Origin of the sequence: Pseudoalteromonas obscura (assembly GCF_030135505.1) — a bacterium.
In the GTDB taxonomy this organism is placed as follows: domain Bacteria; phylum Pseudomonadota; class Gammaproteobacteria; order Enterobacterales; family Alteromonadaceae; genus Pseudoalteromonas; species Pseudoalteromonas obscura.
The window spans coordinates 145,953-165,065 of record NZ_JASJUT010000009.1 but is presented as its reverse complement, the minus strand read 5'-3'; the positions used below and the strand labels follow the sequence as shown (position 1 = coordinate 165,065).

Sequence of the window (19,113 nt, the reverse complement as noted above, 5' to 3'; positions counted from 1 at the left end):
ATGAAACTCAATCCCAAACAAGATGAAGCCGTTAAGTATATTAGTGGTCCATGCCTCGTACTAGCGGGGGCGGGCTCCGGAAAAACTCGTGTGATCACAAATAAAATCGCTTATCTCGTGCAGCATTGTGAATATAAGGCGCGCAACATCGCCGCGGTGACATTTACCAACAAGGCTGCTAAGGAAATGCGCGAACGTGTATCGCAGACGTTAGGAAAACAAGATGCAAAAGGGTTGTGGATCTCTACATTTCACACTTTGGGGTTGAATATCATTAAAAAAGAGGTGAAGACACTCGGTTTTAAACCTGGCTTTTCACTTTTTGATGATCAAGACACTAACCAGTTGCTGGCTGAGTTAACAGAGAAAGAGCTAGAGAAAGACAAAGACCTTTTGAACTTACTCAAGATGCAAATTGGTAACTGGAAGAATGATCTGATCTTACCAGAGCGTGCAATCAGAGAAGCGCGAGAACCGCAAAAAGCGCTGTTTGCTCAGCTCTACGCGCGTTATCAAACTCAACTTAGAGCGTACAATGCCCTAGATTTTGATGATCTGATCATGATCCCTACGTTGTTACTCGCTAGCTCAGCAGATGTGAGAGAGCGCTGGCAAAATCAGTTTCGGTATTTGCTGGTGGATGAATACCAAGATACCAATACCAGTCAATATCAGTTGGTGAAGCTGTTAGTGGGTGAGCGAGCACGATTTACAGTGGTAGGTGACGACGACCAATCAATTTATTCTTGGCGGGGGGCAAAGCCGCAAAACTTAGTACTCTTGAGTAAAGACTATCCCGGACTGCGTTTAATTAAACTAGAGCAAAACTATCGCAGTGCAGGGCGTATCTTGAAATCTGCTAACATTTTGATTGCCAATAACCCTCACGAATTTGATAAAAAGCTATTCAGCGAATTGGGATATGGAGATCCACTGCGTGTTATAGCAACCCGTGATGAGGAACATGAAGCAGAGCGCGTGGTTGCAGAGATCATTTCTCACAAATTTATGAAGCGCACTAGTTATAAAGATTATGCGATTTTGTATCGCGGGAATCACCAAGCACGGGTATTTGAAAAGGCCCTGATGGCGAACCGCATTCCCTACAAGATAAGCGGGGGGATGTCGTTTTTTGCGCGCAGTGAAATTAAAGACATCATGGCTTATTTACGGCTATTGGTAAATCAGGATGACGACAATGCGTTTCTGCGCATTGTGAATACACCAAGACGTGAAATAGGCCCTGTTACCCTAGAAAAGTTGGGAAGCTTGGCCAATGACAAACATATTAGTTTGTTTGAGGCATGTTTTGATCCGGATTTGACCCAACGTCTGACTGGTAAAGGGTTTAACGCATTAGCGGGTTTTGCGCGTTGGGTTGTGGAATTAAGTGACCGAGCCGTGCGTGGAAATACGCTTGAAGCAGTTAAAGATATGATCCGTGAGATCAATTACGAAACGTATTTATATGAGTCATCGACTAGTGCTAAAGCAGCAGAAATGAGAATGAAAAATGTTTCTGAGTTGTACCGCTGGATCAGCGATATGTTGACAGGCGATGCGGACAATCCGCCGATGACTCTGGCTGAGGTAGTGACCAAATTGACACTTAGAGATATGCTTGAGCGCAACGAAGAGGAAGATGAGAGTGATGCAGTTCAACTGTTAACATTACATGCTTCGAAAGGTTTAGAGTACCCTCATGTCTTTATGGTGGGTATGGAAGAGGGCTTGTTGCCACATCAAACCAGCATCGATGAAGACAATGTCGAAGAAGAGCGACGTCTCGCCTATGTTGGGATCACGCGTGCTCAGCAGACATTGACATTGACATATGCGAAAAGCCGCCGCCAATTTGGCGAGCAAATTACGCCAGAACTCAGCCGTTTTGTACAAGAGCTGCCTCAAGATGACTTGCAGTTTGAAGGAAAAAAAGCAGTTGTGTCGCAATCAGAGAGAATGGAAAAAGGGCAAGCCCGAGTCGCTAATCTACGCGCAATGTTAAAACGTTAGAGTTTCTTGCTCGTTGACGCAGTTGCTGCTTTGACGAGCACTTTTTAAATTTTGCTGCTTGCCAAAAAATAACTGCAACCCATGTTTTTCTAAGAGGCTTCTAAAGTTCAAGATTGCGGGCCCTTTAGCAATGACTTGAATCGATTTCAGATGTGTTATTGCTAAAATCCCTTGCAGTTGAATATCATAGCTGTTTTGTTGCAACACGCGTTTACTAAATACTGAACTCAACAGTACATATTTGAAATCAATGCTGCTTAAAAAGGCTAAATCACAGCGTTCTTTGGCAAAGTCATTGAGGCCAATATTCACGCCTAGCTGCGGTAACTCTTTGAGATTTTCTAATTGCACGCTTGAGGCGTATCGCACTTCATTCTCATCAAACATTAAACACAGCTGCGTGTTATTTTGACTGAGCATATGTTTTAGGGTAACAAAGGCAGAAGACTCTAGAACGATGGTGGAACAAGCAAGCAGTACATCTTGATTGTAGCTTTGTGCAATCTTAAGAGCTTTCTCCAGTAATCCTAATTCAATATCTAATTGCTCATCTTTGGCCGCAGCAAATTTTTTCAAGACATCGAAGCTAGTGCTGCCCAATACCGGGTGTTCGCCAAAGGCTTCCAGTGTGACGATTTGTGTCGCGTGATTACCAAAGTCAACGATTTCAGTGCTTCTAAAGTGAGTTGGCAGCGCGGTCAAGTGATGTTGTTCTTCCGCTTTTGTGGCGCTTCCAGAAGAAGCCGTAAGCAATGGATGGTAAAACTCGTAGCGACCACGGCCGGCATTTTTTGCGTAGTACATGGCGGCATCGGCATCGCGAATGATCTCATCGGTATTTTTATACTCTTTATTGCTGTATGTAATACCAATACTGGCACCACTTTGCATGCATACACCTTTCATGCAGAATGGCTGTTGCATGACGCGAATAAGGCGTTTGGCAACGTCTTCAGCTTGCTGCTTATCGGTAAGGTGATCGAGTAAGATCACAAATTCATCACCAGCCAAACGTGCTAGTAAATCATGTTCTCGAATACACTCAGAAAATGCAGAACTCACCCAAATTAAAAATTGATCGCCGGCTTGGTGTCCTAATTCGTCATTAATGACTTTAAATTTATCAAGGTCGATAAACAATACCGCAAAGTTGTGTTCAGGGTAGCGCTGATATTTTTGCAGTGTTTTTTCTAGTTGTGTCAAAAACAGGCTACGGTTGGGTAATGAGGTGAGTGGATCATGATGCGCATCGTGATAGAGCTGCTGCTCGATTTTTTTACGCTCTTCAATTTGCATTTGCAAATGTAAATTGGTTTGTCGCAATGCTTTGGTTTTTTCTGCAACTCGGTGTTCGAGTTCTTGGTTACTTGCTTTGAGTGCTTGGTTGGCTAGATGTGTTTGTAAAACAGAGGCGATCTGATTTGAGACAAAGGAAATGAGCTCTACATCTTCATGATTATATTCGTATTCATGATTGTAAGCTTGACAAGCAATTAGTCCAATTACCCCTTTAGCCGTTTTTAGAGGTGCACCCAGCCAGCTTGTCGCTGTTTCCAAGTCATCGTAATCAGGAGGGCGTTTCACCACACCGCCATCAATAAGTATATCGGCGCGATTGGTGTCTATAAGTTGGCTTCGCTCAGTGGTGATCACCAATTCACTATAGCCCTTGGCAAAGGGTCGAGGACGATATTCCGTTACTTCATCCACACAATAAGGGAAGCTCAGCCAGTTAGAGCCTGTATCATGTAGCGCAATGTACAAGTTATTGGCAAATGTGATAGAGCGAATGATCTTATGAACCTGCTTATAAACATCGTCGATATCACTGAATTGTGTCGCTAATTCAGAAATCTTAAACAGTATTTGTTGTCTTTCTAAGGCGCGTTTACGCTGTTCTATTTCTTTGTTAAGCGCATCATTACTCTGCATCAAAGCACGTGTGCGGATTTTGACTTCTGATTCAAGTAACTCCCGCTTTTTAACTCTTTCAATGGCGGTTGCCAAATATAGAGACATCACCTCAAGGAGCTCAATTTGATGTTCGTTATAAGCTTGTTGAGGTTGATAGCTCTGAGAAACCATGACGCCAATGATATTTTTATCTCTGAATATGGGCACACCAACCCAATGTTCAGCAGGGCTACCCAAGGCTTTGAATTTATTGTCGTCTATCATCAGCTGCATTTCATCTTTGCTTAAATACAGCACTTTTTTAGTCTTGAAGACATATCCAGTAACACCTTGATCAAAATGGTGGGATTCATGAAGTGGTACGGAGATCCCATCTTTTTCATCGACAAAATAGGATAGTTCAAGAGTTTGAGTAAATTGATTTTGCAACACAACATAAAAGCTCTTACTCGGTAAATGTTGCTCAAGTATGCTGTGAATTGCGGGGTATAGAAGAGTTAGCTCGGCAACCGTACTAGCCTGTTCAGAGAGCTGGATCAAGGCATGTTGCAAGTGATAGTTTTGTTTGTATTTTTTCAGCAAGGACTCTAAGCGGCGATTCTTACGAGTAAGCTTGCGAATTGCAACGTCGTTTGGATCTTCCAATGATTAAACCAAAGGCTATTATTGTTTATTTATTAAACTTTATATTTTCACTTTTGACTTGGAGGGTCAAGTGTAAAATGTTAATTCAGTTCTTGGGTAAACATTTTGCCTTAATAGAGACAAATAAGCGAGTATTTGTCTCCGTTTTTTATACGACAGCTATTTGATCATAAACTCAATAGCAGCAGCGATTTCTTCATCACTACAGTCCATGCAGGTTCCTTTTGGCGGCATCGCATTAAATCCATTAATTGCGTGATCAAGTAAGACGTCAGAGCCCTTAGACAAACGGGTAGCCCACTCATCCGCGGTCTTTGGTGCTCCGAGCGCCCCTGTGCCGTGACAAGCAAAACAAGATGCTTGGTATACTTGCTCGCCAGAGCGTGGTCCTGTTGGAACCGCCGCCGCAGTATCTTCGGCACCAGCCAAATACACTGAGCCTATAGGGGTCAAGCGCTTTTTGATGGCTTCTTCGGTTAGAGAATTATCATACGGCTGGGCAACGGCGGCCGTGGATAGCATTAAGAGTGCTGCTGACAGTTTCTTCATTTACCTTGCTCACTTCAAATTTAATGTCTTCGATCACGAAGCACGACGGATGACGGTTCCTAATTGAGTATAACGTCACCACCAAATTAGTTAAAATTTAAACTTGATCTTAAGCGTATAAAAAACATCTTTTATTGCGTTAGGGCAAAGATTTGGCATTTTATGCTTAAAATCAAGTAAATTATCTATGAGCAGTTAATCGATCGGTTAATCGATAAGTTGAGCTAGCCTTTTAATTGCTTTTTCAATACCCGCAGATGCTTCGCTGATATTGCCAGCTAACATATAAGCTGGTGTGCTGATGACTTTTTGCTGTTCATCCACAATGATATCGGTGACGGCACATTCCACATGTTCTGCGCCCAGTGCCGTAACCGCTGCGGCAGTGTCGGCATCATTCCCGATTGTTGCTTTAGTGCCCGGCTGATGTATATGACCAATAAGTGCAGGAGCGATGCATAGGTAGGTGATTGGTTTTTGTTGTTTGTTAAACTGTTGGCAAATGTTTTTCAATACGTCTAGCACCTGAGACTCAGGGCCTTTGAACGCAAAGTCAGATAAGTTCTTAGCCACACCAAATCCGCCAGGGATAACAAGTGCTGCAAAGTCATCAGCGTTAAGTTGTTCGAGATCTTGAATGTCACCGCGCGCTATACGTGCCGCTTCAGTCAATACATTGCGTGTTTCAGCTTGCTCTTCGCCCGTTAAGTGATTGATGACATGATGTTGCTCGATATTGGGTGCAAAACAGCGGTACTGAATACCTTGTTGTTCAAGGTGCAACATGGTCAGTACAGATTCATGAATTTCTGCACCATCAAAAACCCCACAACCACTAAAAATGATTGCTACTTGTTTCATTATTAATCTCCAAAGGCTGATTCTGCCTGCTATATTCAATGTAAGAATGTCGAGTGTGAAAAAAAATATAAAGGATCTGCTTTGATCTTTGATCATTTATGTTAGTATACGCGTCCGCTCGAAAAAACGGGTCGTTTTATCACCACTTTTCAATGGTGAAAAATACATGAGTTGTGAGATTTCCACAAACTCATTTTATAAAGAATAAAAATTAGCTTATGTATTTTGTTATAAAAATCAGAAGTTTATGATTTGTTTTCACTGGCTTTATTTTATCGCCGGTGTTTTTCTTGTGTTTATCTACAAAGTTATCCACAGTTTTTCCTTATAAAGTTTCATTGCACTCCTCTCGTTTTATGCTAAGCCTTGTGGCATTCTTAGCGAGTTTTTAAATCTCTTTAATTAGGATCCAAAATATTATGCCTCAGATCCCAGAAAACCCTTTAATTTTGGTGGATGGTTCTTCCTATTTATTTCGCGCTTATCATGCGCCACCGCACTTGACGAATTCTCAGGGTGAAGCAACTGGTGCGATCTATGGTGTAATCAATATGCTGAAAAGCTTGGTTAAACAGTTTGATCCTAGCCATATGGTGGTTGTTTTTGATGCCAAAGGGCCTACCTTCAGAAACGACATGTATTCAGAATACAAGGCCAATCGCCCTCCGATGCCTGATGATCTCCGCACCCAAATTGAGCCTATTCATGAAATTATTAAAGCGATGGGTTTGCCTTTGGTTAGTATTGCTGGCGTTGAAGCTGATGATGTGATCGGTACATTTTCCCGTATTGCTACGGAACAAAAACGTCATGTGTTGATCAGTACTGGCGATAAAGATATGGCTCAGTTGGTAAATGAGCACGTTACCTTGATCAATACCATGACAGATACAGTATTGGATCCGGCTGGGGTTGAAGACAAATTTGGCATCGGTCCAGAGCTTATCATCGACTTTTTAGCGCTCATGGGTGACAAGGTCGACAATATCCCAGGCGTTCCTGGAGTGGGAGAAAAGACCGCGCTGGCGATGTTGCAAGGCTTGGGCTCCATCAAAGAGTTGTATGCCAACCTAGATCAAATTGCGCCATTGGGTTTTCGCGGCTCAAAGAGTATGGCGAAAAAACTAGAAGAGCACAAAGCACAGTTAGAGCTGTCCTATGAATTGGCTACTATCAAGCTCGATTGTGACGTGGAAGAAGATCTAGACACATTTAAGATCCAACCAGTGGATAAAGATCGCTTGATTGAGCTGTATGGTCAATGCGAATTTAAACGCTGGCTTGCAGAGTTGCTTGACGGTAAAGCGGCACCGCAAAATGGGGCACCAACAGCAACTTCAGCGCCTCAACCAGAAATTGTAGGTAATTACGAAACCATCTTAACGTCTGAGCAACTGAATATCTGGGTTGAAAAGCTCAAAGGTGCAGAGGTGATGGCTTTTGACACAGAAACAACCAGTTTGGACTATATGCAAGCTGATTTGGTAGGAATGAGCTTTGCGGTTGAAGCGGGTGAAGCTGCATATTTACCTTTGACCCATGATTATATGGGAGCGCCGGAGCAGCTTGATAAACAGCTCGTTTTTGAGCTTTTACAGCCAATTTTGGAAGATCACAGCATCAAGAAAGTTGGTCAAAACTTAAAGTACGATAAGAGTGTACTGGCACGAGCTGGCATCACCTTAAATGGCATCGAGTTTGATACCATGCTTGAGTCTTATGTATTTAATAGTGTAGGTACGCGTCATGACATGGACTCGCTTGCACTTAAGTTCTTGGGCCACAAAAATATCAGTTTTGAAGATATCGCGGGCAAGGGCAAAAAACAGCTGACATTCAACCAAATCGAACTTGAAAAGGCTGCGCCTTATGCCGCTGAAGATGCCGATATCACGCTCCGTCTGCATCAGCACCTGTGGCCTCTAGTGGAAAAAGAAGCCAGTTTAGTCAGTGTGTTTCGTGACATTGAGTTACCACTGATCAATGTACTGTCTGATATGGAACGTACCGGTGTTAAAATAGATAGCACCATGCTTGGAGAGCAAAGCCTAGAGATTGAAAAGCGGCTGGCTGAGCTTGAACAAGAAGCCTATGAGCTGGCAGAAGAAGAGTTTAACTTAAGCTCAACGAAGCAGTTACAGGCGATTTTGTTTGAGAAGCAAGGTTTACCGATATTAAAGAAAACACCAAAAGGTGCCCCCTCAACTGCTGAAGAAGTACTGCAAGAATTGGCACACGACTACCCATTGCCAAAATTGATCATAGAGCATCGTGGTTTGGCCAAGCTAAAGTCAACATACACGGACAAGCTACCAAAGCTTATTAATGATGAGACTCTGCGTGTTCACACCTCTTATCATCAGGCGGTGACTGCGACAGGTCGTTTGAGCTCCACAGATCCAAACTTGCAGAATATTCCAATTCGTAATGAAGCGGGGCGTCGTATTCGCCAGGCGTTTGTTGCGGATGAAAACCACGTGATCCTAGCGGCGGACTATAGCCAAATAGAACTGCGTATTATGGCCCATTTATCACAAGATAAAGGGTTACTCAGTGCTTTTGCAGAGGGAAAAGATGTCCACAGTGCAACGGCATCCGAAGTTTTTTCTGTGCCACTCGAAGATGTGACCTCAGATATGCGTCGTAAAGCAAAGGCGGTTAACTTTGGCTTGATTTACGGCATGAGTGCCTTTGGTTTAGCCCGTCAGTTAGATATTCCTCGCAACGAAGCACAGCACTATATGGATAAGTACTTTGAGCGTTTTCCTGGCGTGTTAGAGTATATGGAAAGCACACGTGAAAAAGCCGCTGAGCAGGGTTACGTAGAAACACTATTTGGCCGTCGTTTGTATTTGCCTGATATCAAAGCGCGTAATGGCGCGCGTCGTAAAGCTGCTGAACGTGCAGCAATCAATGCGCCAATGCAAGGCACAGCTGCAGATATCATTAAAAAAGCGATGATCAAGGTACATCAGTGGCTGCAAGAACATAGCCAAGATGAGATCAAGTTGTTGATGCAAGTACACGATGAATTGGTGTTTGAAGTCAAAGCCGACAAAGTGACTGAGTTTAGTGAGCACATTTGTTGTCTAATGAGTGAAGCTGCGGCATTAGACGTCCCCTTGGTTGTCGAAGCGGATCATGGTGATAACTGGGAGCAAGCGCACTAAATTGTGTGTCCAGTGAGAGCATGGGCTCACCATGCTCTCATTACTTTAACATATTACGATTGATTTAATGATTGTAGGTCCACAGTGAGCAAATCACTGAACAAAACAAATTTTCAGGTTACGTTCGGAACGTGTGGATTAAGTCGGCTTAAATCTATATGCCTCCCTGACACTTTCTGATTGTTCATTCATCAATGTCTGTTTGATGTCAGAAAAGCTCGGAATTCCTGCGTTGTCTATTTTATCCATAATAAGTTTGGTGAGGGTAAATCTGTACTGCGATCCTTTAATTTTACGGTCATCTGACGGTGGTTCAACTTGATTATCTGTGCTTTGGTGTTTGTGGTCGGATGTTGCACTTAATGTCTGCACGCCTGCCTCCTGCTAATATTAGGTTTACTCGGCACAATTTACGGTGCCTTCACCATTAAAGTCGCAGTTGTTCGGTTAATGTGATGTCATGTTTTTCAAGTCGTCTCTATGATATTCATTTTTAGGTCAGGAGATCGCCAACGAATTTGGCCAAGCTAAAATGCCTCTATGTCCCGAATTTACTGGGCTTGTGTAAAGCTAACGTAAAAAACATCACTTACTTGTTTAAAAACTATCAAATTGGCTCGTTATTTGCTTTGCGCTGTTTATTTCTAGATGGCTATTTGCTACAGTTCGCGCCGTCCTCATCCTGTAGGACATCCTGTTGATGATGTATCTCTCGAAAGAGGATACTGTGTATTGATAGCTTCTCCCCAGATTGCTATAACGGCTCGTAAAAGGTTTATACGAGCCGATTTTTCTCTTCCATTTGATATCTGTCGTATCTAAGGCTGTTTTGTGTCTTGCTATCCTGTAATTTAGTAAGAGCGAATCCATTTGACACCATCCTAACTCTCTTCATATTTATTTGTTAAGATGTGAGAAACTTTTACATACAGGAATACGTCATGCTTAAGCCTCTATTGATCGGTAGCTTATGTTTTATGTCTCAAGCCGTGTCTGCTTGGCAATTAAATAATGAACTGAGTGATCTGAGTTTTACTTCAATCAAATTGAACAGCATTGCTGAAAATCATCATTTTACTTCGCTGTCAGGCCAAATAAGCGATACAGGTAAACTTAATATCGCTATTGACTTGAGTAGCATAGAGTCTTTGATCCCGATCAGAAATGAGCGCATGAAAAAGGTGCTTTTTGAAGTCTCGGAATATAAAACGGCAACAATTGAAACGAACCTAACACCGTGGCTACCTCAACTGAAAGAGGGCATGCAGATTATAAAGGCTCTGCCTGTTACGCTTAATTTACACGGCAAAAATTTAGTATTGAAGTTGGACCTAGTTATTAACAAACTGGGTAAAACAATGCATGTATCTCCTCAGCGCGCTGTATTGATCAACAGCCGTGATTTTGATCTCGAAGGCGGAGTTGAGGCACTGCGTAAATTAGCTGGTTTAAATCATATTTCGCAAGCTGTGCCAGTTACATTTAATTTGGTATTCAATGACCAGTAAACTTGAGCAGCTATTAGCACACTATGTTTCATCACACTCACCAACGGAGCGCTGGCAAGCTGGTGAGTGTGGTGTCGGTGAGTTTTTAATCGACGCGAGTGGGCGCTGGTATCATCAGGGTGATGAAATAAAGCGGCTTGCTTTAGTAAAGCTGTTTGCCAGTGTTTTATGCCGTGAAGATGGAGCCTATCGGTTAAAGACACCCACTGAAACTTGTGTTGTCTCTGTTGATGCGAGCCCATTTGTTATTGTTGCTTGGCATGAATGCCAAATAGCTGCTCAATATGGGATTGCGGCGACGATTATATGCGAAGATAACTTAGGGCGGTTTTGGCCAATTTGCGATACTTTTCCTCTATATTTAGACGATTATAAAGGGCAACAGATCCCACACTTGAAGCTAAATTATGGCTTACACGCGCGGATAGATCGCAATGTATTTTATCAATGGGTAGAGATAGCAGAGCTCAATGAGCAAAATGATATGATGCTATTGCGCTCTGCTGGAAAGACGTTCGAATTGAATTAGCTAGTTTGTGCGTCTTCATCCGCTTCTTCTTTAACGTATGGCCCTAAAAACCAATCATCTAACTGCCAAGCGAGTTCTTTCAAACCAAGCCCTTTAAGAGATGAGAATGCGTGTACGGTAATATCACCATCAAGTTCCGACAGTGCTTTACGTACTTGTAAGACTTCTGCTTTACGTTTACCTTGTTTTAGTTTGTCGGCTTTGGTGAGTAGTGCAAGTACGGGGATATCACTGCCAACAGCCCAATTGATTAGATCCATGTCCAAGTCTTTCATAGGGTGACGAATATCCATCAGGACAACAATGCCTTTTAAGCTTTGGCGCTTTTGTAGGTATTCACCCAAAGATTTTTGCCATTTCTTTTTCATTTCAATAGGCACTTTTGCAAAGCCGTAACCAGGCAAGTCAATAAGTCTTCTTTCTTCATCGAGTGCAAAAGTATTAATCAGCTGGGTGCGACCAGGTGTTTTACTGGTACGGGCGAGTTTTTGATCGGTCAGCGCATTTAATGCGCTTGACTTACCGGCGTTGGAGCGTCCGGCAAAAGCGACCTCTATGCCACTGTCTGCGGGAAGGCGGGAAATATCAGGTGCGCTGGTAATGAAAGTAGCGCGATTATATGGCATGCGAGATTTTAACACTCTAACTCCTAGGCGGATTAATTGATTCTTTTGTTCATACGTATTTTATTACATCTGTCACACAATGCAAAAGTAGAGAAAGTCGACAATTTTTAGCTGCGTCAATAGAATTTCTGAACTAAGTTTAATCTATGTCAATTACCTATAAAATTTGTGGTTTTATAATAGCCGCAAAGCATGGCGGGGCTTTTTTTATTGTCTAGAATTTACAAGTTACAACGTAAAACAAAAACATTGAGCGTCACTTAATCCACTTAAGTCAATGTGCATAGATTAGCATCTGCCCAGTGTCGAGAAATTTAGCGTATTTCTATTGGGTTGATAGTTACAGGGTCGGAACAGAGAATTTACCATGAAAAAAATAGCATTATCTTTAACTATGCTACTAAGTACGTTGTCATTTAACAACGCAGTAGCATTCGATGGGGACGCCGAGGCTGGTAAGGCAAAAGCGGCAACGTGTGCAGCATGTCATGGACCAAATGGCAATGCTCCTGTAACTATGTACCCAAAAATAGCAGGTCAGCACGCTGACTATATGTATAAGCAGCTAAAAGAATTTAAGCTTGGTATGACATCGGGTGGCGCTGAGGGCCGTATGGATCCGGTAATGAGTGGCATGGCTATGCCGTTGTCAGATCAGGACATGAAGGATTTATCAGCTTACTTTGCCAATATGCCTATGAGTGCTGGCACTACGCCTGAAAGCGTAGTCGAAAAAGGGCAAAAACTTTACCGAGCAGGTGACGCTGAGCGTGGTATTCCATCTTGTATGGCATGTCATGGCCCCAGAGGAAATGGCACGTCCTTGGCAAAATTCCCAAAAATTTCTTTCCAGCATCCAGAGTATATAAAAGCGCAGCTCGAAAAGTTTCGTGATGGCTCTCGTGAGAACGATGCCAACGGTATGATGAGAGATATTGCAGCGAAATTAACGGATAAAGACATTGAGATTTTATCTAAATATCTAGGCGGCTTGCACTAAAGTCGTATTTGATTTTACGCGACTTCGCGTAAACTTTTAGTATCTAAAAAGGCAGCGTGATCGTTGCCTTTTTTTGATCTGTGCGGTGTGAGATATTTCTCACTTTGTATGTAGGATAGTGACGTTCCTAAATTGTAGGACTTAACGCAAATTAAATTTGTTTTTTTGTGTAAGTCTATGTATTTAATTTGTTTTTATTTTAACCGCTGTTGCTGAGGTAATAATTTTGTTATTGATTAGTTGTAACTGTTTAAAATAAGCGTAGATTAATCCCTGTCGTCGAGACAATACAAAAACAGGGACAATTCGAAACGGAAGCGTAGACGACACATATTAAGTATTCATTTGAATACAATCTAACAAGGATGATTACAAAAGCGTTAGGAAGACCGAAAAGAAAAAAAGCAATGGAAGTTTGATAACAAAAACAATATGGAAAGTCTCACGGAAGTACAATAAAAACAAAATGGAAGATAAATAATAAGAAAAATAAAGACTAAAAGTCGAAGGGAGAAGTGTCCGAATTGTGACGCTCAGATTAGCAGACGGTAGAGAGTAATCTCTGCCGTCTTTTTATTTGTACACTTTTTAATTGCTGTTACAATACTCCTTTTAAGTACGTTTGGTTCATCACCTTTGCAAAATCCACAAATGCTCCAATGTGGCCTCTGTGATTCAGAGCTGCTCGAACATTACCACCAAGATAAGTTTCGCAATTACTGGCAGTGCCAGCAGTGTAAATTAGTCAGTGTGGCAGCCTGTGACAGACTATCTCCTCAAGAAGAAAAAGCCATTTACGACAGCCATGAAAACGACTTAGATGATACGGGATACCGCCGATTTTTATCGCGTGTGTTTGAGCCCGTTCACTCGCGTTTGCAAGGCCATAAACAAGGGCTTGATTTTGGGTGTGGTCCGGGGCCTCTGTTGGCAAAGATGTTTGAAGAGGTTGGGCATTCTGTCGCGTTGTATGATTTATACTATGCTGACAACCCTGAAGTGTTGCAGCGACAGTATGATTTTATTACTTGTACAGAGGTAATTGAGCATATTGGTCAGCCTAAGTCTGTGCTGACGCAGTTATTGGCGATGTTAAAGCCCGGTGCTCCACTTGCATTGATGACCAAACTGGTAATAGATCCGAAACGTTTTGCATCTTGGCATTACAAGAATGACCAAACACATATCTCATTTTTTAGTCGCGAAACGTTTGAATATATAGCAAAGCAATTTGGCACCAAGCTCGAGTTTATTGGTAATGACGTGATCATTCTAAGTAAACAAGAGGTGGTAAAAGTAGATGGTAGAGAAGCATGACTAGAAAGAAAAAATCACGCAAGTTAGGTGAAAACGGTACACCGAGATTAAGTAAGGAAAAGCTTCAAGAGTTACGCGCTATGAAAGAGCAGCGTGTAAAAAAGAACAAAGGAAATAAAGCGGGCTCAAGAAATGCCCAAGAAGCCAAAATCGAGATCAAGTCTCAGGCTGGATCACAGAAAGATCCGCGCGCAGGTAGCAAGAAAAAGATTGCATTGACACCTGAGGCCGTCCAGCCGCAAACTGAGCCGCAGATGAAGCGGCACCTGACACCGCAAGTAACGCTCACTAAAGCAAAAGATCCGGAGCTGACTCTTGAGCAAGAGTTACAACAGTTGGAAAATGATGAGCGACTGATGAAACTGCTTGAGCGTCACGAGCGCGGAGAGTTATTAACAGGTAAAGATGCGAAGTTCTTTAACCGTGCCATTGCACGCCATCAAGAGTTGTGTGAGATCCTTGGCATTGATGATGAGTTTGAAGAAGAAGATATGATTGAAGCTGATCCATTAGCGGATTTTGTCAGTAATGATCTGGCAGATGAGTGGTTAAGTGATGATGAGGATGAGCGATGAGCACAATGTGGGTAGTCGCATTAGTCGCTGGAGCTTTGATTGTTGCGGGTTTGGCTTTTTATGCCGGTAAGCTGCTGTGGCAACTCAAAGTTCAGAATGACACGATTGCTAAATTAAAAGAAGAGCAAGCGCAAAAACTTGAGCAGTCTCGGCAAGAGCGTAATGGCAAATTGGCGGACAGCATTAATCTGATCGCTAAAGCGATGAAGCAAAAGCAGTGCGAATATTCTGAAGGGTGTTTGCGGGTTTGGGTCCTGATCTCTCAATACAGTTTTGACTCCGAGGTGGCTTTGGAAAAAGTCTATCCTGGGGTATATGAAATGTATGATGAAGTAAAGGAAATGCCCACACATGATGCGCGTAAAAAGTATTCGAAAAAAGAGATTTTTAAAATGGATACGCAGCGCTGGCGTGCAGAAGAACGACTTGAAGCGCAAATTCTGCAAGATTGCGATAAACTGCTTGAGGAGTTCAAAGCGTTACCAGGTAGTGAAAACGTAGTTTTTCAATAAAGCTGTGTGGAATAAAGCTGGGTCGAGGTAGTGTGGACCCAGCTATACGCTCATTTATGCTGTTTTACAAGTTACATCCTGGCCTGCGGAGAAACCATTGTCTGGAGATTTAAATGCGCCACCGGCGACGAGCACGGTTTTTTGAGCGCTGATGGCCTGATTGTCAGATAAGTTTTTGATGCATTTCTTTTTGATTGTGAATTTCATTTTTTTTTCCTTATAGTTGTTTGCACCGCTTAACTATTTTCGTTTTTTTTCTACTTGTCCAGCGGTCATATGTAACAGATTGTGTGCCACTATTGCATAAAGTTGATAATTGAGGTGGGTGAACTCAGAGGTTTTGCCAGTGGTTTGACAAAATGTGTTACTATGCACGCCTTATGTAGCTATTGCCTTACTGTTTATGTTTATTGAGAGCGTGACAAAGGGGTGGGTCGGATATTGATGTAGTATGCACAATGGTGAGTCTTAAAAGTTTAGAGGTAAACGCTGAATGTTATTAATGATAGACAACTATGACTCGTTCACATTTAACCTCGTTCAGTATTTTCAAAAGTTAGATCAAGATGTGTTGGTCAAACGAAATGATGAAATATCTATTTCACAAATTCGGCAACTTAATCCCGATCACATTGTGATATCACCTGGGCCGTGCAGCCCTGATGAAGCGGGTATTTCTTTGCAGGCTGTACAACAATTACAGGGGCACTTCCCGATTTTAGGTGTGTGCTTGGGTCATCAAACGATTGCGCAAGCTTTGGGTGCACGCGTACATCGGGCGAAATCAGTGATGCACGGAAAGGTGTCGCGAATTTATCATGCAGATAAAGGTATGTTTGCAGGCTTGCCCAGTCACTTTAATGTATGCAGATATCATTCCCTTGCGGTAGATGCTGCGACTTTACCTAGCACATTACAAGTAACTGCCTGGACCCAAACCCAGCAGGGGAAACTAGATGAAATTATGGGCTTATGTCATACTGAGCTTGCATTGGAAGGTGTGCAATTCCACCCTGAGGCAATCTTAACCGAGTATGGATTAAGACTACTTGATAACTTTATTGCTCGCTTCTAACCTTTAAAGAGCTTTCTTTTAATATACCGAAAAAGACTATAATTGATGACACAAGACATTAGGCAGTCACACATTGCTAAAGCAATCGCTCAGCGTGCACATGACGTTCTAATTAGCCATAACTTTGCTCAACAGCAGATAGGTTATATTCATACATTTGACATGAACTTTGGTGAGTCTATCCCACAGCGCACGATGCTTGAAGTAGAGCTTGCGGCTGCGGCAAAACGTCAAGAAAAAAGCACCAGTCATCACAAGTACATCGCAAAAGCGAGCAATCATTTACACCAAATTATTGAAAGTGGAATAGAGACCCAGTTAAGCGATTTAGATTCTATCTATACCGATGTGGTCGGCGTACAAGACGCGGTTCCAACTGTATTGGATATTCTTGCTGTTAAATCTGCATCAGTTGGCCGTTTGGAACCTCTGGTCAATGATTTATCATGGCTCGGAAGAGACTTAGTGTCTCTGGTGAATTTACCCCAATATCGTAAAGTAAACAGCAAAGGCACGTCGGTTAAAGTCGATACACCTGCACTGGCCTTACGCTATTTGGGTCTGGAAAACTTGCAAATGGTGATCCCAACGTTTGCGGTGCGTCACTGGATGCCACATTCAACAGAGCCCTTTCCATTATTAAAAAGAAAGCTTAGAGATGTGAGCATGGCCAGCGCAATTGCAGCCAAAGCGCTTGCCCCACTCTATGATGTCAAAGAACAGCATGCTTTTACTTTAGGGATGTTACTCGATCTGGGCAAAATTGCATTGACACGACTCTACCTGCGGACGTTTGAACGTGTTTGGCAAGCAAAGGTAAAGATTGCCAGAGATAAAAATCAAAAAGATTTGCATACAGCACTACTAGAGCTAGGGCCTGATCCACTATTTTTGAGAAATTTACTGTTAGAGCATGCGGCGATTGTATCTCAGCGACTGATCGAGCAAATGTCGTTTAAGTACCTGCCTTTTAATGCTGCGATGTCAGAGTTCGCGCAAAGTTATTTGCCGGACGTGAATAATAATATAGATGAATTGTTACCTTTAACGCAGGTATTGAAAAAAGCGTATGGGTATGCGCAATACCAACTTTTAAAAGACAGTCATTTAATTGAACCAGATGAAGCAAAAGATTGGTTCATCTATCTCAATTTAACTGATCAAGAAGAAAAATTGTTGGAAAAAACGTCTTTACAGAGCCTTCAGCTGACAATTTTGTAAAAAAACTGGAAATTTTTTCACGCTTATTCATTCATTCGCCCCATCGTAAAGGATCGACTAAAATCCTTGTATGATGGGCGCGTATCCAATCATGTCGCTAATAGTTATTCACTGTTCATGAAAAAATATACTAAAGCCTTGAATATCAAGGCTTACAGGAATGTTTTATATGAGACATACCGGTATTTTTTTGGAATAATGTGCGTATGAAATTTGCGCCAATTTGGGTAAATTCGGATCTTTTACAGTATTGCTTAAGGTGATTTCGTGTAATGCCGGCCACTCAAATTTCAGTGCTGAACTCGCTAAAATGAGGAATTAAAATGACTATTAATCGTGAATTATTCGATCAAGTAATGGTACCTAACTATTCACCTTCTGCTGTTATCCCTGTGAAAGGTGAAGGTTCTCGCGTATGGGACCAAGAAGGTCGTGAATACATCGATTTTGCAGGTGGTATCGCTGTAAACTGTTTGGGTCACTGTCACCCTGCACTTGTCTCTGCACTTAAAGAGCAAGGCGAAAAAATCTGGCACTTATCCAATGTCATGACCAATGAGCCTGCACTACGACTAGCAAAGAAGCTAACTGATGCGACATTTGCTGACAAAGTTTACTTTGCGAATTCAGGTGCTGAAGCGAATGAAGCGGCACTGAAACTAGCTCGTCGTTGGGCGCTTGATAAATTCAACGCGGAAAAGTCTCAAATTATTGCCTTCAATAAAGGTTTTCACGGTCGTACTTTCTTCACTGTAACTGTGGGTGGTCAAGCGGCGTATTCAGATGGCTTTGGTCCAAAACCTGGCGATATCGTACACTGTGACTACAACGACCTAGCTGCGTTTGAAGCACTTATCTCTGACAACACATGTGCTGTGATGATGGAACCTTTGCAGGGTGAAGGTGGTATCGTGTCTCCTGAAGCTGAGTTTGTGAAAGGTGTACGTGCGCTTTGTGATAAGCACAATGCGCTGCTGATTTTTGACGAAGTACAAACTGGTGTTGGCCGTACAGGTGAGCTTTATGCGTACCAAGGTCTTGATGTAACACCTGATATCCTAACAACTGCAAAAGCTCTAGGTGGTGGTTTCCCGATTGGTGGCATGATCACAACGACTGAAATCGCACAGCACCTTAAGATTGGTACTCACGGCTCAACTTATGGCGGTAACCCGCTGGCGTGTGCTGTGGCTGAAGCTGCATTTGACACAGTTAATACACCTGAAGTATTGAATGGCGTGAAAGAAAAAGAAGCGTTATTCCGAGAGCTGTTGACAGCTATCAATGATAAGTACCAAGTGTTCTCTGAGATCCGTGGTAAAGGTCTATTGATTGGTGGTGTGGTGACAGAGAAGTATGCAGGTAAAGCAAAAGAGTTCTTAACTGAGGGTGTGAAAGAAGGCGTTATGTCACTGGTTGCCGGCGCAAACGTGGTTCGTTTTACACCATCTCTAGTGGTGCCAGAAGCAGATATCCGTGAAGGTATGGCTCGCTTCGAAAGAGCGGTTGCTCGCGTTGTAGAGAACAACGCTTAAGTTGTCGCGCAAACCATAGCGATAACCAACGTGGCGTTCTGTTGAGCGCCACCTGTCTAAAGG

The 19,113-nt window shown here is 42.5% G+C and carries 17 protein-coding genes; 11 read left to right on the top strand and 6 right to left on the bottom strand.

Features of this window, described 5'->3' with window-relative positions:
* Positions 1-2,013 carry a DNA helicase Rep gene (gene rep / locus QNM18_RS18980; RefSeq protein WP_211012957.1) on the top strand — a complete coding sequence of 671 codons (2,013 nt, stop codon included), beginning with the start codon at positions 1-3 and terminating at the stop codon, positions 2,011-2,013.
* Here rep and QNM18_RS18975 read toward each other — a convergent pair.
* From QNM18_RS18975 to elbB, 3 genes are all read right to left on the bottom strand, one after another.
* Positions 2,002-4,572, bottom strand: coding sequence for a diguanylate cyclase domain-containing protein (locus tag QNM18_RS18975; protein ID WP_211012958.1), 2,571 nt, complete (start codon positions 4,570-4,572; stop codon positions 2,002-2,004). The two genes, rep and QNM18_RS18975, sit on opposite strands and share 12 nt — an antisense overlap.
* 159 nt (positions 4,573-4,731) lie before the next feature.
* Positions 4,732-5,121 carry a c-type cytochrome gene (locus QNM18_RS18970; RefSeq protein WP_284138131.1) on the bottom strand — a complete coding sequence of 130 codons (390 nt, stop codon included), beginning with the start codon at positions 5,119-5,121 and terminating at the stop codon, positions 4,732-4,734.
* Between the two features lie 207 nt (positions 5,122-5,328).
* Positions 5,329-5,982: an isoprenoid biosynthesis glyoxalase ElbB gene (gene elbB / locus QNM18_RS18965; RefSeq protein ID WP_284138130.1), complete on the bottom strand. Its 654-nt coding sequence runs from the start codon at positions 5,980-5,982 to the stop codon at positions 5,329-5,331.
* 419 nt (positions 5,983-6,401) lie between these two features.
* Between elbB and polA the strand changes: the two genes are divergently transcribed.
* Positions 6,402-9,152 (top strand): DNA polymerase I, encoded by a 2,751-nt coding sequence (gene polA, locus QNM18_RS18960; RefSeq protein WP_284138129.1) that lies wholly within the window; start codon positions 6,402-6,404, stop codon positions 9,150-9,152.
* A gap of 138 nt (positions 9,153-9,290) precedes the next feature.
* On the opposite strand, the gene QNM18_RS18955 is transcribed toward polA, so the two are convergent.
* Positions 9,291-9,524: a hypothetical protein gene (locus QNM18_RS18955; RefSeq protein ID WP_284138128.1), complete on the bottom strand. Its 234-nt coding sequence runs from the start codon at positions 9,522-9,524 to the stop codon at positions 9,291-9,293.
* Positions 9,525-10,093: 569 nt separating this feature from the next.
* Between QNM18_RS18955 and QNM18_RS18950 the strand changes: the two genes are divergently transcribed.
* Entirely contained in the window at positions 10,094-10,660 is a 567-nt protein-coding gene (locus tag QNM18_RS18950) for a YceI family protein (protein WP_211012963.1), read from the top strand.
* Complete coding sequence (locus QNM18_RS18945) at positions 10,650-11,189, top strand: DUF1285 domain-containing protein (protein ID WP_211012964.1); 540 nt, start codon at positions 10,650-10,652, stop codon at positions 11,187-11,189. The genes QNM18_RS18950 and QNM18_RS18945 overlap by 11 nt, the downstream gene beginning before the upstream one ends.
* On the opposite strand, the gene yihA is transcribed toward QNM18_RS18945, so the two are convergent.
* Positions 11,186-11,830 carry a ribosome biogenesis GTP-binding protein YihA/YsxC gene (gene yihA / locus QNM18_RS18940; protein WP_211012965.1) on the bottom strand — a complete coding sequence of 215 codons (645 nt, stop codon included), beginning with the start codon at positions 11,828-11,830 and terminating at the stop codon, positions 11,186-11,188. The two genes, QNM18_RS18945 and yihA, sit on opposite strands and share 4 nt — an antisense overlap.
* A gap of 352 nt (positions 11,831-12,182) precedes the next feature.
* Between yihA and QNM18_RS18935 the strand changes: the two genes are divergently transcribed.
* The 4 genes from QNM18_RS18935 to QNM18_RS18920 all read left to right on the top strand — a co-directional run bounded on the left by QNM18_RS18935 (position 12,183) and on the right by QNM18_RS18920 (position 15,219).
* Complete coding sequence (locus QNM18_RS18935) at positions 12,183-12,815, top strand: c-type cytochrome (RefSeq protein ID WP_284138127.1); 633 nt, start codon at positions 12,183-12,185, stop codon at positions 12,813-12,815.
* Between the two features lie 651 nt (positions 12,816-13,466).
* Entirely contained in the window at positions 13,467-14,132 is a 666-nt protein-coding gene (locus QNM18_RS18930) for a class I SAM-dependent methyltransferase (RefSeq protein WP_284138126.1), read from the top strand.
* On the top strand, positions 14,129-14,707 hold the full coding sequence (gene yihI / locus QNM18_RS18925; protein ID WP_211012968.1) for a Der GTPase-activating protein YihI: 579 nt from the start codon (positions 14,129-14,131) through the stop codon (positions 14,705-14,707). Before QNM18_RS18930 ends, yihI begins: the two co-directional genes overlap by 4 nt.
* Positions 14,704-15,219 carry a DUF2489 domain-containing protein gene (locus QNM18_RS18920; protein ID WP_211012969.1) on the top strand — a complete coding sequence of 172 codons (516 nt, stop codon included), beginning with the start codon at positions 14,704-14,706 and terminating at the stop codon, positions 15,217-15,219. The genes yihI and QNM18_RS18920 overlap by 4 nt, the downstream gene beginning before the upstream one ends.
* A 54-nt stretch (positions 15,220-15,273) precedes the next feature.
* On the opposite strand, the gene QNM18_RS18915 is transcribed toward QNM18_RS18920, so the two are convergent.
* The gene (locus tag QNM18_RS18915; protein ID WP_284138125.1) at positions 15,274-15,426 is read right to left on the bottom strand and encodes a hypothetical protein; all 153 of its coding nucleotides are present in this window, start codon (positions 15,424-15,426) and stop codon (positions 15,274-15,276) included.
* 286 nt (positions 15,427-15,712) lie between these two features.
* On the opposite strand from QNM18_RS18915, the gene QNM18_RS18910 reads away from it, so the two are divergent.
* The 3 genes from QNM18_RS18910 to QNM18_RS18900 all read left to right on the top strand — a co-directional run bounded on the left by QNM18_RS18910 (position 15,713) and on the right by QNM18_RS18900 (position 19,050).
* Complete coding sequence (locus tag QNM18_RS18910) at positions 15,713-16,294, top strand: anthranilate synthase component II (RefSeq protein WP_211012971.1); 582 nt, start codon at positions 15,713-15,715, stop codon at positions 16,292-16,294.
* A gap of 45 nt (positions 16,295-16,339) precedes the next feature.
* Positions 16,340-17,515, top strand: a complete 1,176-nt coding sequence (locus QNM18_RS18905; protein ID WP_284138124.1) for an HDOD domain-containing protein — start codon at positions 16,340-16,342, stop codon at positions 17,513-17,515.
* Between the two features lie 323 nt (positions 17,516-17,838).
* Positions 17,839-19,050 (top strand): aspartate aminotransferase family protein, encoded by a 1,212-nt coding sequence (locus tag QNM18_RS18900; protein ID WP_211012973.1) that lies wholly within the window; start codon positions 17,839-17,841, stop codon positions 19,048-19,050.
* The last annotated feature ends 63 nt before the right edge of the window (positions 19,051-19,113 follow it).